This is a genomic window from uncultured Ruthenibacterium sp. (assembly GCF_963558415.1).
Classification (GTDB): Bacteria; Bacillota; Clostridia; order Oscillospirales; family Ruminococcaceae; genus Ruthenibacterium.
Genome location: NZ_CAUWGY010000005.1, coordinates 47,982 through 63,901, shown reverse-complemented (window position 1 = coordinate 63,901; position 15,920 = coordinate 47,982). Strand labels below are relative to the sequence as shown.

The following is a 15,920-nucleotide window of genomic DNA, read 5'->3' as shown; positions in this document are numbered from 1 at the left end:
CCCACCACGTTTTTGGTGCCCGCCAGGTTCACGGCGGTCTTGCCGCCGATGGAAGAATCGATTTGGCTCAGGGTGGTGGTGGGGCAGTTGATGAAATCCACGCCCCGCATGTAGCAGGCGGCCGCAAAGCCGGCAAGGTCCCCCACCACGCCGCCGCCCAGCGCCAGCACCGCGTCCGAGCGGGAAAATCCGTTTTCCAGCATGGTGCACAGCAGTTTTTCAAGGCATGCAAAGCTCTTAGAGCCCTCGCCCTGGTCCACGCACACCTCCACGCCCTGGCCGCACTGGGCCAGCACTGTGTCCACGTAGGTGCGGGGCACGCCGGTGTCCGTCACGACCAGCACTTTGCGGTCCAAATTGGCAAGCTGGTTCACCCGGCCCAAAGAGCCCCGGCGCACCACGATGTCGTAGCTGCGCACGCCCAGCCGCATGGTCAGTTTCATGTCACTCTCTCCTTTATGTACGGCCGTACACGCCCAGCACCCGGGCGGTGCGGCACAGGCCCTTCAGTTTTTCCAAAAGCGCGTGGGAGCTCTGGCTGGACACATCGCCCACCAGCTCCACGTAAAAATAGTACTCCCAAGACACGTGCGGCATGGGCCGGCTTTTGATGCACTCCATGTTGAAGCCCATCTCGCCGATGGCCTGCACCACACGGGCCAGGCTGCCGGCCACGTGGTCCACGGTGAACAGAAGGCTGAACCGGCTGCCCGCGGCGGCCATTTCCTTTCCGATGACGATGAACCGGGTGGTGTTGTTCTCGCTGGTGTTCACGTCCTCGGCCAGCACCGAAAGGCCGTAAAGCTCCGCAGTCTCTTTGGATGCGATGGCCGCCAAAGACGGGTCTTTTGTCTCGGCCACGTACTTGGCTGCGGCGGCGGTGTTGGCCATGGGCTTTGTGGAAAGGCCCAATGTGCGCAAAAACTTGGCCGACTGCTGCAGCGCCTGCGGATGGGACACCACCTGTTTGACATCGCTCAGCTTTGCGCCTGCAATGCCCAGCAGATTCTGGCTCACGGGCAGATCGTACACCTGCTGCACGCACACGGTTTCGTGGGCAAAGCACAGATCCAGCACCTCGCTCACGTCGCCGGCGTGGCTGTTTTCAAAGGGCAGCACGCCGCACACCGCTTCGCCCTTTTCCACGGCCTGTACCACCTGGCTCCAGGTGGGATACGCCCGGGCCGTGGCGTGCGGGAACAATTTGCGCAAAGCGATGTGGCTGAAAGCGCCCTCCACGCCCTGGTAGGCCACCGTGTCCATGGCCAGCATCCGGCGCTGGAAGGCCCGGGACAAAGCCATGTTGTGGCGCACGAAATCTTCGTACAGTTCGCTGTACTCGGCCTTTGGCAGCAGCGCCAGATTCTTTGCGACCACGGCTTCTTCCCGGGACGCATCCAGCACCGGCAGGCCCTTTTCCTTTTTATAAGCGGCCACAGACTGCACCGCGTCCATGCGCCGGCAGAACAGTTCGGCCATTTGGGCGTCTACCTCGTCGATGACCGCCCGCGCCTTCAAAAGTTCGTCCACCCAAAACACCTCGTTTACTTTCCCTGCAACAGGGGCATTTTCTCCAGCCGGTCAAAGGCCTCGGCCATCTTGTCCACGCCCACGGTGCAGGCGATGCGCAGATATCCTTCGCCTGCATCGCCGAAGGCCGAGCCCGGCACCATCAGCACGTGGGCCTCGTCCAAAATGCGCTGGCACACTTCCATGCTGGTCAGGCCGGTCTTTTTGATGCCCGGGAACAGATAGATGCCGCCGGCCGCCGGGCTGAGGGTAAAGGCCGGGATGGCCCGGATGCGCTTTGCCCCGTAGGCCATGCGCTTTTCGAATTCAGGCACGATTTGACGGGCGTACTCGTGGCGCTTTTGCAGCGCGTACAGCGCCGCCCGCTGGGAGTAGCTGGGCGCGGAGTACACCACGCACTCGTTGATGTGCTTGACTGCGCGGCAGATGTCCCCAGGGGCCACGATGTTGCCGATGCGAAGGCCCGTCATCACGTAGTTTTTGCTGAAGCTGTTCACGGTGACCGTGCGCTCGGCCATGCCGGGCAGGCTCATGATGGGCACAAATTTTGCCCCGCCGTACACAAAACTGGTGTAGATGTCGTCGGCAATGACCAGCAAATCGTGCTTTTTTGAAAACTCCGCCAGCTCGTGCAGGGTCTTGTCCGAATAGCACACGCCCGTGGGGTTGTTGGGCGTGTTGAGGATCATGGCCTTGGTGCGCTTTGAGAGGTACTGCTCGGCGCGCTGGGCGCTGGGCTGCCAGTCCTCGAACTCAAAGCAGGGCACGCACACGGGCACGCCGCCCGGCACCCGCACCTGCTGGTCGTAGGCCGAGAAATACGGGTCGAACAGAAGCACCTCGTCCCCTTCTTCCAGCACGGCCTCCAGTACAAGGCTCATGGCCGCGCAGCCCGCCGCCGTGACGAACACGTTCTCCATGGCGATGTCCACGCCGTAATCTTCCTTGTAAAAATCCACGATGGCCTGCCGCAGATCCGCGTAGCCCCAGGGATCGCTGTACTTCGTGTAGCCCGCCAGCACGTCCGCGGCGGCCTTCTCCAGGATCTCGGCCGGCACGGGCAGGTCCGGGTCCCCGATGGATAAGTTGATGATGTCCGAATACTTCTTTGCTTTTTCGGTAGTGGTCATGAGAGGATTGGACTCCTCCACCTGCCACTCCTTGGCCAAAAACTGTCTCATTTTCCCTTTCCCTCCGCATTTTTGCGATTTGGGACAAGTATACCACGTCCGCACACGGTTTAGCAATAAAACATCCGAAAAAAGCGGGGGCTGGGGCGCGGTATTTTCCGCTTTTTCGTCTTTTTTTGCGCCGGTCAAAGCGGGGGGCGAAACCTGTTTTTTTCAAAGCCGAAAATTGTTTTTCTCCTCGCCTGTTTTTTCCTTGACGGGCGGGCTTGTTTGGCTTATCTTGAAAGCAAGATTCTATTTTGTGAGGAGGCATTATGAAAGAGCAAACTTGTTGTCTGACCGGCCACCGGGACCTGCCCGGCGATTCCCGCCAACTGGTGTGTGATTTGGTAAAAGCGGCAGAACAGTGCATCGAAGCCGGCGTGCATTATTTCGGTGTGGGCGGCGCCGTGGGATTCGACAGCTTGGCTGCCGAAGTGCTTTTGGATCTGCGGGACACCCGTTTTCCGCAGATACGGGTCATTGCGGTGGAACCGTTTGCGGGCTATACGCTTCGCTGGAACCTTGAGCAGCTTCGACGGCGCCAGTGGCTTTTGGGCCGGTACAACAAGGTCGTTTGCCTGCCCAACCCGCCGGGCCGGGAAGCATATCTGGCCCGGGACCGCTATCTTGTGGACCACTCCACCCGCTGCATCGGCTATTGCAACCGACGCTCGGGCGGCACCGCCTATACGCTGCGCTACGCCATGAAAAACGGGCTGTATGTGCAGAACCTGGGCAGCCTGGATATGTCCCTTCTTTGACGAAAATGCCCTTTGTGTGGTATAATAGCTTAATTATATGGTAAAGGGGGCGGCGGGATGCGTGCTTTGAAGCGGACGCTGCTGTGGCTTTTGCTGGTGGCGGTGCTGGTGGGCGCCCTTGTGGGCGGCACGCTGTTTTGGCTTTACCAGAACACGGACGCGACCGATTACACCCCGCCGGCGCTGACGCTGAACGGACAATCGCTGCAGCCGACACAGTACCAGTGGCACGCTCCGGTGCTGAACGGGGTCTTGTACAAGACCGATGAAGGGGGCACCGGCACGCGCCAGGACCTGGGCACACTGACCGAGGCCTCGGTGCCGCTGTCTTTGCCGGGGGACGCGCTGGTGGCTTTGACGGTCACCGGGCCAAACGGCAATGTGCTGTACAACACCAATTCGGCCTCGTTGAACGAGCTTTCGTTTGAGGAAAACGGCACGTATGTGCTGCAAGCGACCGTGGAGATCAAACCCCAGGCGGGCAAAGGCTACGGCGTGTTCCGGTACGATGCGTCTTTTACCGTGAATGCCCCGCCAAAGGTGGAGTTTTCCTCTACGCGCCTTTTGCAGGGGGATGTTTTGTGCGTTCGGGTGAGCGGCGTATTGGACCAAAACGCCTCTTTGACTTTGGAAAGTGAATTGCCCTTTACGCCGTTTGTGGACGTACCCGGCGGCAAAGTGGCTTTTGGAGGCATGCACTACAACCGGGAACCCGGAGAGTATGCCGTTACGGTCCGCTGCGGCGAGTTTTCCCAGAGCGAGAACGTGACAGTGGTGCACCGGGACTATCCGCGGCTGTACCTGGCGGCGGCCCAGCCGGCGGACGCATCGGCCTCGCAGGCGTTCCGGGACGCGATGTATCCGTTGTACGCCATGAGCGGGACAGCCCCGGCCTGGTCGGGCCGGTTTTCGGCGCCCTGCACAGGGGCGGTGGAGCGGGTGCCCTACGGGTCGTTTGTGTACGAGGGAGAGGCCCAGAGTTTGCGGCGGTCCAGCGGCGTCACGTACGGCTGCGCGGCCAACACGCCGGTGACGGCAGTGGCGCCGGGCACGGTGGTGTTTGCGGACACTCTGGCGCTGACCGGAAACACCGTGGTGGTGGACCACGGCGCGGGCGTAAAGAGCTATTATTTCGGGCTGACGGCGCTTGCGTGCGCCAAGGGCCAGACTTTGGAGCAAGGTGCAAAACTGGGTGAAAGCGGTGAAGAACTGTTTTTTGAAGTGCGCATCGGCAACCAGAGCGTAGACCCGGCCGCTTTGTTCAGCGGTACCAGCGGCCTGTATTTTGCACAGTAAGGAGCATTGCATGGAACCAACCAATCAAATTCCTGAAGAGCAGGACCTGCCAGAGCAGCCGCCCAAAAAGGACGACACTCCGGCGCTGCATAAAATCGTGACCAATCTGCAGCGGGGCGCCAACGACGGAGCCGCCCGGCCGAAGGACGGAAAACTGCCTGCCGGGGCGGTTTGGAACGCCCTGGGTCAGTTGTTCTACCGGGTGGGCCAGCAGACCGAGTACGCCTTTGTGCGTGCCGGACGGCGCACCCGATGGGCGCTGCGCGCGTTGAAAAACGGCGCGGTGGCGCTGGTGATGTTGTTTGTGCTGCCGGTCGTGCGGTTTTTCGGGCTGATCGTACGGGATCTGACCGAACCGTTTGTGCGGTTTGCCCGGGGCGTGCGCAACGCCGTGCGGGCCGCGCAGGAGGGCGAGGGCAAAAAGGACGGTCTTGCCTATTTAAAGAGCGGCGTAAAAGCTTATCGGTACCTGGTGGGCAACGCGCTGCGGTATCTGCTGCCTTTGGGGGCGGCGGGAGTGCTGGTGTTCACTGTGCACCAGGTGCTCGGGTACGACTATTCGCTGGCCGTGGAATACAACGGTCAGATGCTTGGATTTATTGAAAACGAAAACGTGTGGGAGAGCGCCGAAAGCTACGTGCGCGAGCGCATCATCGCCTCGGACGAGAGCACCCGGGACTGGACCGCGGAGCCCACGTTCTCCATTCGGCCCATTGATGCGGCGGCGCGGTCCACGGCCTTTCAACTGGCGGACGACATCATCGCCAGCTCCAGCGACGAGATTCAGAACGCCACAGGCGTGCACATCAACGGCGAGCTGGTGGGCGTGGCCACGGACAGCACGGCCATCCAGCAGCTTTTGGACGACACGCTGGCCCCTTATCAGGAGAGTCAGAACGCAAACCACCGGGTGGAATTTGCCCAGAATGTGGAGCTGGTGCCGGGGGTGTATTTCACCTCGTCCATTGAGGACACGGACACTTTGATCGCCACGCTGAAGGCAAACCCCGACTATTTGAAGGTCAAGACCGTGGACGTGGTGGAGTACGACGAGGAAATTGAGTACATCACCGAAGAAGTGGAGAGCGACGAATATTACACCGGCGTGCGCAAGGTGGTCCAGTACGGCGAAAACGGCACCCAGCACGTGGTGGCTGAGGTGACCAGCATCGACGGACAGGAAGTTTCCCGCGTGCCGCTGCAGATCACCGTCACCCAGGAGATGACGCCCAAAATCGTGGCGGTGGGCACCAAGACGCCGCCCACCACTTCGGTGACCGGTTCGGGCGTGCTGGTGTTCCCGGTTCCGGACTATGTGGGCATCAGCACCCGGTTTGGCCAGGGCGGACACCGCGGCGTGGACCTGCGCGCACCTTACGGCGCGCCCATCTACGCCTGCGACAGCGGCACCGTGGTGGAGGCCGGATGGCATTACAGTTGGGGCAATTATGTGAAGATCGACCACGGAAACGGCATGGCAACGCTGTACGCCCACTGCTCGAGCCTGGCGGTCAGCGCCGGCCAGGGCGTGGCCCGCGGCCAGGTCATCGGCTACGTAGGCTCCACGGGCTATTCTTCGGGCAACCACTGCCATTTGGAATTGTATATCGGCGGTATGCTCACAGACCCCATGAGCTACATCAGTTGACAAAAGAGGTGCATGTATGAAACTGGATAAACCGACTTTGCTGCGCCTGGCCCTTGTTTTGGGCGGATGCGTGGTGCTGTATTGGGTGCTGTGCAACCTGGCGCTGCTGGCATCGGTGCTGGGTTCGCTGGCGACGGTGGTGTTCCCCTTGACGCTGGGCTTCTGCATCGCCTTCGTGTTAAACGTTCCCATGCGTTTTTTGGAAAAGCATTTGTTTCCTCACACTCAAAAAAAGGCCCTTGCGCGGCTGCGCAGGCCCCTGTGCATTTTGATTTCCCTTTTGTTCATTTTGGCGGTGCTGGCGGCGGTGTTCTGGTTGGTTGTGCCGGAGCTGGTCAATGCGTTTGTGGTGCTGGCCAACACGCTGCCTCCGTTCCTGACGCGGGTGATCACCTTTTTGCAGGACAACGCAGACCGCTTTCCCCAACTGGAGCAATGGCTGGCGGGGCTGGACATTGACTGGGCCAACACGGGCCGGGAACTGATCACCTATCTGACCAACCAGGTCTCTTCTCTTGTGGACGGCACGGTGCAGGTGATTTCGGGCACGGTGGGCGGCATTACCAACGCTGTGATCGCCTTTATCCTGGCGCTTTACATTCTGCTGGGCAAAGAAAAGCTGAAAGCTCAGTGCGCAGCCGTTTGCCGGGCGTTTTTGCCCGACCGCGCCGCAAAGACGCTTTTGTATGTGGCGCGCCTTTCCTCGGACACTTTCGCCAGTTTTGTCACGGGCCAGTGCACCGAGGCGTGCATTCTGGGCCTTCTGTGCTGGCTGGGCATGACGCTGTTCCGCTTTTCCTATGCGCCCATGATCGGCGCGCTGGTGGGCATCTGTGCCCTGATTCCCATTGTGGGCGCGGTCATCGGCACGGTGGTGGGCGCCTTCATGATTTTGATGGTGGACCCGGTGCAGGCGGTTTTGTTCGTGATTTTCCTGCTGGTTCTCCAGCAGATCGAGGGCAACCTCATCTATCCCCGCGTGGTGGGCTCTTCGGTGGGCCTGCCCGCCATCTGGGTGCTGACCAGCGTCACCGTGGGCGGCAGTTTGTGGGGCATCGGGGGCATGCTCTTTGCGGTGCCTGTGTGCAGCATTTTGTACACGCTGGCCCGCGAAATCACCCGGCGCCGGCTGGAATCGAAGGACGGTTGTTAAAAACGTTTGGTCCCGGAGCATTGGCTCCGGGACCGTTTTTGTGTGGTAAAATTCACAAAAAATAAAGTGTTTCGCAGCTAAACTTTTTGCGCATTGTCCCTTGACGCGAGGGCTGTATGGGGGTATTATAATACACATCATCGTTAAATGCAGTGAACAGGCCGTCCTGATTTGGGCCCCTGCTTTCAGAGAGCCGCCGGTTGGTGCAAGGCGGAAGCAGACCGAACCGGGCATCCCCTGCCAGCAGCCGCCCCAACGGAAAAGTCCCAGTAGGCGCGGCCGGAGTTGTGCTCCGTTACCGGCACACGTGTTGTTTGACACGGCAGAGTGGTCGCGTTTGCGGCAAGCGAAGTGGTACCGCGGAACTTGTGTACAGGGTTTCGTCTTCCGACAGGAGGATGAAGCCCTGTTTTTTTTGACGATGAAAAACGAAGGAGAGAAGGAATCAATCAATGAACGGACTTATCATGATGTGCATTGCCATCGTGGTTCTGGGCGCGGGGTATCTTTTCTACGGCCGATGGCTGGCAAAGACCTGGGGCATCGACCCCAACGCAAAGACGCCGGCCTATGAATTTGAAGATGGCGTAGACTACGAGCCGGCGGACACGGGCGTAGTATTTGGCCACCAGTTTGCCTCCATCGCAGGTGCGGGCCCCATCAACGGCCCCATTCAGGCGGCGGTGTTCGGCTGGGTGCCGGTGCTTTTGTGGGTTTTGATCGGCGGCGTGTTCTTTGGCGCTGTACAGGACTTTTCGGCCATGTACGCGTCGGTGAAGAACAAGGGCCGCACCATCGGTTACATCATTGAAGAATACATTGGCAAGTGGGGCAAAAAGCTGTTTCTTTTGTTCTGCTGGCTGTTCTGCATTTTGGTGGTGGCAGCCTTTGCGGACGTAGTGGCCGGCACATTCAACGGCTTTGCGGCCGACGGCTCTCAAATCGTGGCCAACGGCAACGTGGCCACCACTTCCATGCTGTTCATCGTAGAAGCTGTGGCGCTGGGCTGCTTGCTGCGCTACGGCAAGCTGCACAAATGGCTGAACACTTTGATCGCCATTGCGCTTTTGGTGGTGGGCGTAGCCGTGGGCCTGCACGCACCGGTGTATTTTCCCACCGGCACCTGGCATCTGATCGTGTTCGCGTACATCTTTGTGGCCAGCGTGGTGCCTGTGTGGGCGCTGTTGCAGCCGCGTGACTATCTGAACAGCTATCTTTTGGTGTTCATGATCGTGGCCGCCGTGTTGGGCGTACTGCTGACCAATCCGTCCATCAACCTGCCGGCCTTCACCTCGTTCTATGTGGAGGGCACCGGTTATATGTTCCCCATTCTGTTTGTCACCATCGCCTGCGGCGCTGTTTCCGGCTTCCACAGCCTGGTTTCCTCGGGCACGGCTTCCAAGCAGATCAAAAACGAGAAGAACATGCTGCCGGTCTCCTTTGGCGCCATGCTGATGGAGTCCATGCTGGCGGTGATCGCGCTGATCGCCGTGGGCAGCTTTGCCACCGGTGAGGCGGCGGCCCAGGGCTACACCACGCCCGCCCAGATTTTTGCAGGCGGCGTAGCCGGCTTTTTGGCCGAGCTGGGCTTTTCCTACAACCTGATTTTCACGCTCATCAACCTGGCGGTGTCCGCCTTTGCCCTGACCAGTCTGGACAGCGTGGCCCGCATTGGCCGTCTGTCCTTCCAGGAGCTGTTTTTGGACGCGTCCATTGAGGATGAGAACATGGAACCCTGGCGCAAGGTGGTCACCAATAAGTACTTTGCCACCGTGCTGACGCTGGTGCTCAGCTACCTTTTGGCCAAAGCGGGCTATCAGTCCATCTGGCCGCTGTTCGGCTCGGCCAACCAGCTTTTGAGCGCCCTGGCCCTGATTGCCTGCGCAGTGTATCTGAAACGCACCAAACGCAAGGGCTGGATGCTGTGGGTGCCCATGGTGGTCATGCTGGCCGTGACGCTGACCGCGCTGACCATGACCATCGTGCAAAAGACCGGGGGCATTCTGGCAGGCACGTCGGCCAATGTGGCAGGCGACGGTTTGCAGTTGTTCTTTGCGGTGGCTCTGTTCGCTTTGGGCGTGATCGTAGCCGTGCAGGGCGTGCAGAAATTGATGGCCAAAGAGCCCAGCACACAAAAATAAGAATCACATGTTTTGAGGGGTGTTTTTGCCGGCGCATTTTGCCGGTACAGGCCGGCCGGGTGTGGGACCCGGCCGGCCTGTTTGTGCGTTTGGACGTTTTTTTGGCTTGTATACGGCCTTTTTGCATGGTATACTTGTATGTATCCCAATTTTGTAGACAAAGGAGTGTTGTGCATGGGCCTTTTGGCAGACGCCCGTTCCATGCGGGACAAAGACCCGGCCGCCCGCACTTTGGCGGAGGTCATGCTGTTGTATCCGGGCTTTCATGCGCTGGTATTTTATAAAGTGTCTCACTGGCTGTTTCGCCACCGGCGCTTTTTCCTGGCGCGGATGGTCAGTCAATGGGGGCGCGGGTTCACGGGCATTGAGATTCATCCCGGTGCCACCATTGGCGACGGACTGTTCATTGACCACGGCGCAGGCGTGGTCATCGGCGAGACCGCAGAAATCGGCAACAACGTGACGCTGTACCATGGGGTGACCCTGGGGGGCACCGGCAAGGACGAGGGCAAGCGCCACCCCACCATTGAGGACAACGTGCTCATCGGCACCGGGTGCAAGGTGCTGGGCCCCATCGTCATCGGGGCCAACAGCCGCATCGGCGCCAACAGCGTGGTGCTGGCCAACATTCCGGCCAATGCCACGGCCATTGGCATTCCCGCCCGGGTGGTGCGCATCAACGGCAACAAGGTGCTGCACGAGAGCGAGGTGCTCAACCAGCGGGACTACCCGGACATTGTGCGGGCGGAGTTGTCGGCGCTGCAAAAGCGCATCACGCAGCTTGAAGAGCGCGCTCACGAAATCGAGCGCGGCGGCGGCGAGGACGATTTTGAATAAACTTGCTCTGCGCTGTGTGGCGTGTAACAGGAAAACAGCCGCAAACCAATCGGTTTGCGGCTGTTTTTTGCTTTTACAAGCGGATGGTCCGGGGCTCCTGGGTAAAAGAGGAGAGCACCGCCGTTCCCTCTTCAAAGAAAAACACGGTCATCAATCCGTCGTCCACGGTGTACATGGAGCTGAGAGCGGCCTGATTTTCATTCATCATGGCCTGCCGGGCCTCGCGGCGCGTGTCCTCTTTGACCCGTCCGGTCAGCCGGAGCCAGGTGCCTTTGTTCATGCCGCAAATTTCCACCCGGTCGTTCGCCTTCATCTGGCGGTATACGTCCTTTTGGTTGTTGGTCACAATGTACAGTTTTCCCTCAAACCCGCACACAGCGCCGAACGGCCGCACCCGGGGCTGGCCGTCCTGACAAGTAGCCAGGTAAAAGGTGCCGCACTCTTTTAGGTATTTTTGAATTTCTTCCATTTGAAAACGCCTTCTTCCTTGCATTGTGTTGTATTTATGGTACAATTATAGGCAATTAAAAACAAGTACGATATTTTTTGATACCGGTATCAGAGAGGAGCGTAACATGAAAGAACCTTCTTTGTTTGGGCGCTGCCCGTATGTGACGGCGCAAAAAGTGCTTGCCGGGAAATGGTCTTTGTATCTGATGCATCTTTTGGCGGACGGCCCGGTCCGGTTCAACGAACTTCAGCGCCGGATGCCCGAGGAGATGACCCACACCACTTTGTCCCGGCAGTTGAAGGCGCTGGAAGCCAGCGGCCTGATCGTGCGCACGGAGTACCGGCAGATTCCGCCGCGGGTGGAGTACCGGCTGAGCGAAGTGGGCGAGCAGTTCCGCAGTGTGCTGAGCGCGCTGGAGGACTGGGGAAACGATTACATCGCCTATCTGAATCGAGACAGCAAGGAGTGAGGGGATGCGAAGGAAAGTGATTGGGGCCGGCGGCCTTTTGGTGCTGGTGGCGGCCGCGCTGACGTTTTATTTTTGGCCCATGTCCGCGGCACAGCCTCTTTTGGAAAGCGACCAACTGCTGGTGATGTGGGAAAAGACCACGATTGCAAATGCGCAACCGGACATCGAAGTGGTCCGGTACGACCAGTTGACCCAGGACCAGCAAAACCGGCTTTGGGCGCTGTTGGAACAGGCCCGTTACCAAAGGACGTTTGCCACTCCTTTTTCCGACGGTTCGGCCAAGGGGCTTTCGGATGAGATGCTCTATGTGCACGGATTCAAGGACGGGCGCTGGTGTTCCACGATTTTCTTCTCTTCAAACGGGGAATTTTCAGCCGATTATAAGAACTATCGATTGAGCGGCGCACCGCAACTGATGGATGAGATGCTCAACGTTTGCCAATGAACCAAAAAGCCGGCCGGGCATGTGCCCGGCCGGTCTTTTTTCGATGAAATTTTAGAATCCACCGGCGGTGCGGGGGAAGGGAATGACGTCGCGGATGTTGGGGATGCCCGTCAAATACATGATGAGGCGCTCAAAGCCCAAACCGAAGCCGGCGTGTTTCACCGTGCCGAACCGGCGCAGATCCAGATACCACTCGTAGTCCTCGCGGCCAAGCCCCAGCTCGTCCATGCGGGCCAAAAGCACGTCCAGACGCTCTTCACGCTGGCTGCCGCCGATCAATTCGCCTACGCCGGGCACCAGCATGTCCGACGCGGCCACGGTTTTGCCGTCGTCGTTCAGGCGCATGTAGAAGGACTTGATCTCCTTGGGATAATCGGTGACGAACACGGGTTTCTGATAAATTTTCTCGGTCAGATAGCGCTCGTGCTCGGTCTGCAAGTCGGTGCCCCATTCCACTTTGTACTGGAACTGGTCGTTGTGCTGTTTCAAAATCTCCACGGCCTCGGTGTAGCTGACGCGCACGAACTCGCTGTTCACCAGGGCGTTCAGGCGCTCCAACAGGCCCTTGTCAAAGAACTGGTTGAAGAAGGCCAGCTCCGCGGGGCACTGCTCCAGCACGTAAGAGATGACGCTCTTGACCATGGCCTCGGCCAGGTCCATGTCGTCGGCCAGATCCGCAAACGCGATCTCCGGCTCGATCATCCAGAACTCGGCGGCATGGCGGGGCGTATTGGAGTTCTCGGCCCGGAAGGTGGGTCCGAAGGTGTACACCTTGCCGAACGCTGTGGCCATGGCCTCGGCTTCCAACTGGCCGGACACGGTCAGGTTAGTGGACCGGCCGAAGAAATCTTTTGAAAAGTCCACTTTTCCGTCTTCGGTGCGGGGCACATTGTCCAGATCCAGCGTGGTCACGCGGAACATCTCGCCTGCGCCCTCGCAGTCAGAACCGGTGATGAGCGGGGTGTGCGCGTACACAAAGCCGTTCTCCTGGAAGAACTTGTGGATGGCGTAAGCCGCCACGCTGCGCACGCGGAAGGCCGCCGCAAAGGTGTTGGTGCGGGGGCGCAGATGGGGCATGGTGCGTAAAAATTCAACGGTGTGACGTTTTTTCTGCAACGGATATTCAGGGCCGCAGGTGCCCAGAACACAAATTTCGTCGGCGTTGATCTCAAAGGGCTGTTTTGCGCCCGGGGTCAGCACCACGCGGCCGGTGACCTGCAGGCTAGTGCCCACGCCGGCCTTGGCGATCTCGCGGTAATTGTCCAATTTGGCGGCCTCGAACACGATTTGAAGGGGCTTGAAGCAGCCGCCGTCCGACAGTTCGATGAAACCGATGTTTTTGGAATCGCGCACAGTTTTGGCCCAGCCGCACACGGTGACCACGGCGCCGTCGGCGGGAGTCTCGCGGTAGAGCTGGCGAATCTCGGTTCGTTTCATACGATATCACTCCTAAAAAATAAAAAAATCCGACAGCCCGACCGTCCGTTTAGGACGAATCGCTGTCAGATCCGCGGTGCCACCTAAATTACCGCCGAAAGGCGGTCCCTTTTCCGCTCGCAAAAGCGTTGCAGCTTAACGCGCTGCCCACGGCGCACCTACTGGCCCGAGGGGGTTCGGATTGCGGCTCGGGAGGGTTCTTGGCGCGGGGCGCGGCGCGGGGCTTGCACCATCCCCCACTCGCTAGGCCTGCCTGTTCGCGTTACTTTTCTCCGTCGCTGCCTTTGCTCTTTATGGTACCATTGTCCTGCGGGCTTTGTCAAGCCCTCACAGCCGGCGCGCATAAAGCAGGCTTTCAAAGCGCACGGGCATGTTGTATTTTTGAAAACTGCTTTGCCCCGCCACGCGAAAGCCCAGTTTGCACAACAGCGCCCGAGAGGCGGCGTTTTCGTTTGCCACCTGAGCGGTCAGCTTTTCTGCGCCCGTTTTTCGCAGCCAGTCAATGGCCAGCTCCACGGCCTCGGTGGCGTATCCTTTTCTCCAGTGGTCTTTGTGAATGCAGTAGCCGATTTCATACACCTTTTTGTCCGTGTCCGGAAACAGGGACACCGAGCCCACCGGCTGTTTTGTATCGGTGCGCTGTACCACAAGATAGTATCCGAAGGGGCTGTCGGGCAGCGTTTGCAAGGCTTTTTGAAAGGCCTCGTCGGCATATTCGGGGGTGGGGTCGCTTGTGTATTTTCCGTTTTCCGCGTCCAGCCACATGCGGGACAAAAACTCGATGTCGGACGCTTGGCAGTTGCGCAGACAGATGCGCTGGCCCTGGATGGGTTGCCGGATGTGCATGGTGTCACTCCTCTCTTTGTGCTCATTTTATCACACCGGGTGGGTTTGTGTAAATTTGGGCACAGAATTGCCCAGTGACCACAACAAAAGTACATGGTAAGCGCGGGCCCGCGCCGATATAATGAAAGTAGAAGAGACGCAAACCAACCTGTTCGTTTCCAATGAAGGAGGAGCTTTTATGGCACAGACCGCACTTCTCATCGAGCGCCTGCTCCGGTTCAGTGTGCAACATTCGCTCATTACTGAGCTGGACATGTACGTGGCGCGCAACACGCTTTTGGACCTGTTTGGGCTGTCTGAGCCCTGGGCCGGCGAAGTGCCCGAGGAACATTTGGACGTACCCACGGAACTTTTGGAAGGACTTTTGGACGAGGCCGCAAAAAAGGGCCTGTTTGATAACGAGATCCCGGCGCTGCGGGTGAACTTTGAAGCCCGCATCATGGGAGCGGTGATGCCGCGGGAAAGCGAGGTAGCCGCCAAATTCGACGCGCTGTGGAAAACGTCGGGTTCGAAGGCCGCCACGGATTATTTTTACGATTTGTGCATCGTGTCCAACTACATCCGCACCGCTCAAATCGCGAAAAACATTCAGTGGGAATACACCGGCAAATACGGGACGCTGGAAATCACCATCAATTTGACCAAACCTGAAAAGGACCCCAAGACCATCGCGCTGGAGCGGCTGCAGCCGGCGGCCAGCTATCCCAAGTGCATGCTGTGCCCGGAGAACATCGGGTATGCAGGGCGTGTGAATTTTCCGGCCCGGCAGAACCATCGCATCGTGCCTTTGAGTTTGTGCGGCGAGCGGTGGTATTTGCAGTACAGCCCCTATGTGTATTACAACGAACACTGCATTGTATTTGCGGAAAAGCATGAACCCATGCGCATTCAGCCCCGCACGTTTGCCCAACTGTTTGACTTTGTGCGCCAGTTCCCCCACTACACCTGCGGTTCGAATGCAGATTTGCCCATTGTGGGCGGCAGCATTCTCAGCCACATGCATTTCCAGGGCGGATGTTACACCTTCCCCATGCAGCGCGCAAAGACCCAGTGCACGTATTTTCACCCGTTATATCCGGACGTAAAAATCGAGACGCTGTGCTGGCCTGTGAGCACGGTGCGTGTGACCGGTCACGACATTCCGCAGATGCAGGCTTTTGCGGAGCAGTTTTTGCAGACCTGGCGTGGTTATTCGGACGCGGCGGCCGACATTCTGGCCAACACCGAGGAAAACGGTGAAAACGTGCCGCACAACACGGTCACGCCGATTTTGCATCACGACAGCGAGGCCGGCTATGTGCTGGACCTTGTGCCGCGCAACAACCGGACCAGCGAGGAGTACCCCGCCGGCATTTTCCATCCGCATCCGGAGATTCACCACATCAAAAAGGAGAACATCGGTCTGATCGAAGTGATGGGACTGGCCATTTTGCCCAGCCGTCTGGAAAAGCAGGCCGCAGTGGTCGCGCGGGTGCTGGCGGGCCGTGTGAGCGCCGAGGAGGCCAAGGCCGCGGCGCCGGTGCACAGCGACTGGATCGATTTCCTTGTGGAAAAATACGGTTGCAATTTGAGCGAGGCCAAAGCGCTGGAAGCCGTCAAGCAGGAAATCGGCGCCAAGTTCGAGACTTGTCTTGAACACGCCGGCGTGTTCAAACAGACACCGGCAGGCCAGGCGGCTTTTGACCGGTTTTTGGCAAAACTGGGGTGCCGCAAATCTTGAAAATAAAAAAAGCC

General features: G+C 59.0%; 15 protein-coding genes. 9 read left to right on the top strand and 6 right to left on the bottom strand.

Annotated elements, in window-relative coordinates:
• The 3 genes from AB5H98_RS01835 to AB5H98_RS01825 all read right to left on the bottom strand — a co-directional run.
• The coding region (locus tag AB5H98_RS01835) for an iron-containing alcohol dehydrogenase (protein ID WP_367924209.1) at window positions 1-443 on the bottom strand (443 nt) is incomplete at its 3' end.
• 13 nt (window positions 444-456) lie between these two features.
• On the bottom strand, window positions 457-1,530 hold the full coding sequence (locus AB5H98_RS01830; RefSeq protein ID WP_367924208.1) for a bifunctional chorismate mutase/prephenate dehydratase: 1,074 nt from the start codon (window positions 1,528-1,530) through the stop codon (window positions 457-459).
• A 14-nt stretch (window positions 1,531-1,544) separates the two neighbouring features.
• Window positions 1,545-2,711, bottom strand: a complete 1,167-nt coding sequence (locus AB5H98_RS01825; RefSeq protein ID WP_367924207.1) for an aminotransferase class I/II-fold pyridoxal phosphate-dependent enzyme — start codon at window positions 2,709-2,711, stop codon at window positions 1,545-1,547.
• Between the two features lie 263 nt (window positions 2,712-2,974).
• Between AB5H98_RS01825 and AB5H98_RS01820 the strand changes: the two genes are divergently transcribed.
• From AB5H98_RS01820 to epsC, 6 genes are all read left to right on the top strand, one after another.
• Window positions 2,975-3,463 (top strand): SLOG family protein, encoded by a 489-nt coding sequence (locus AB5H98_RS01820; RefSeq protein ID WP_367924206.1) that lies wholly within the window; start codon window positions 2,975-2,977, stop codon window positions 3,461-3,463.
• A 57-nt stretch (window positions 3,464-3,520) separates the two neighbouring features.
• Window positions 3,521-4,759: a murein hydrolase activator EnvC gene (locus AB5H98_RS01815; protein WP_367924205.1), complete on the top strand. Its 1,239-nt coding sequence runs from the start codon at window positions 3,521-3,523 to the stop codon at window positions 4,757-4,759.
• Window positions 4,749-6,407: a peptidoglycan DD-metalloendopeptidase family protein gene (locus AB5H98_RS01810; protein WP_367924204.1), complete on the top strand. Its 1,659-nt coding sequence runs from the start codon at window positions 4,749-4,751 to the stop codon at window positions 6,405-6,407. The genes AB5H98_RS01815 and AB5H98_RS01810 overlap by 11 nt, the downstream gene beginning before the upstream one ends.
• Window positions 6,408-6,423: 16 nt before the next feature.
• Window positions 6,424-7,560, top strand: a complete 1,137-nt coding sequence (locus AB5H98_RS01805) for an AI-2E family transporter (protein WP_367924203.1) — start codon at window positions 6,424-6,426, stop codon at window positions 7,558-7,560.
• 452 nt (window positions 7,561-8,012) lie between these two features.
• Window positions 8,013-9,701 (top strand): carbon starvation protein A, encoded by a 1,689-nt coding sequence (locus AB5H98_RS01800; protein WP_367924202.1) that lies wholly within the window; start codon window positions 8,013-8,015, stop codon window positions 9,699-9,701.
• A gap of 174 nt (window positions 9,702-9,875) precedes the next feature.
• Complete coding sequence (gene epsC / locus AB5H98_RS01795) at window positions 9,876-10,538, top strand: serine O-acetyltransferase EpsC (RefSeq protein WP_367924212.1); 663 nt, start codon at window positions 9,876-9,878, stop codon at window positions 10,536-10,538.
• A 73-nt stretch (window positions 10,539-10,611) separates the two neighbouring features.
• Here epsC and AB5H98_RS01790 read toward each other — a convergent pair whose 3' ends face one another.
• Complete coding sequence (locus tag AB5H98_RS01790) at window positions 10,612-11,007, bottom strand: pyridoxamine 5'-phosphate oxidase family protein (protein WP_367924201.1); 396 nt, start codon at window positions 11,005-11,007, stop codon at window positions 10,612-10,614.
• A gap of 106 nt (window positions 11,008-11,113) precedes the next feature.
• On the opposite strand from AB5H98_RS01790, the gene AB5H98_RS01785 reads away from it, so the two are divergent.
• Both AB5H98_RS01785 and AB5H98_RS01780 read left to right on the top strand, forming a co-directional pair.
• Window positions 11,114-11,458, top strand: coding sequence for a winged helix-turn-helix transcriptional regulator (locus AB5H98_RS01785; RefSeq protein WP_367924200.1), 345 nt, complete (start codon window positions 11,114-11,116; stop codon window positions 11,456-11,458).
• Window positions 11,459-11,462: 4 nt separating this feature from the next.
• The gene (locus tag AB5H98_RS01780; RefSeq protein ID WP_367924199.1) at window positions 11,463-11,903 is read left to right on the top strand and encodes a hypothetical protein; all 441 of its coding nucleotides are present in this window, start codon (window positions 11,463-11,465) and stop codon (window positions 11,901-11,903) included.
• 51 nt (window positions 11,904-11,954) lie between these two features.
• On the opposite strand, the gene asnS is transcribed toward AB5H98_RS01780, so the two are convergent.
• Both asnS and AB5H98_RS01770 read right to left on the bottom strand, forming a co-directional pair.
• A complete protein-coding gene (asnS, locus tag AB5H98_RS01775; RefSeq protein WP_367924198.1) occupies window positions 11,955-13,340 on the bottom strand; it encodes an asparagine--tRNA ligase in 1,386 nt (461 codons plus the stop codon).
• Between the two features lie 327 nt (window positions 13,341-13,667).
• Window positions 13,668-14,186: a GNAT family N-acetyltransferase gene (locus AB5H98_RS01770; RefSeq protein WP_367924197.1), complete on the bottom strand. Its 519-nt coding sequence runs from the start codon at window positions 14,184-14,186 to the stop codon at window positions 13,668-13,670.
• Window positions 14,187-14,364: 178 nt separating this feature from the next.
• On the opposite strand from AB5H98_RS01770, the gene AB5H98_RS01765 reads away from it, so the two are divergent.
• Entirely contained in the window at window positions 14,365-15,906 is a 1,542-nt protein-coding gene (locus AB5H98_RS01765; protein ID WP_367924196.1) for a UDP-glucose--hexose-1-phosphate uridylyltransferase, read from the top strand.
• The last annotated feature ends 14 nt before the right edge of the window (window positions 15,907-15,920 follow it).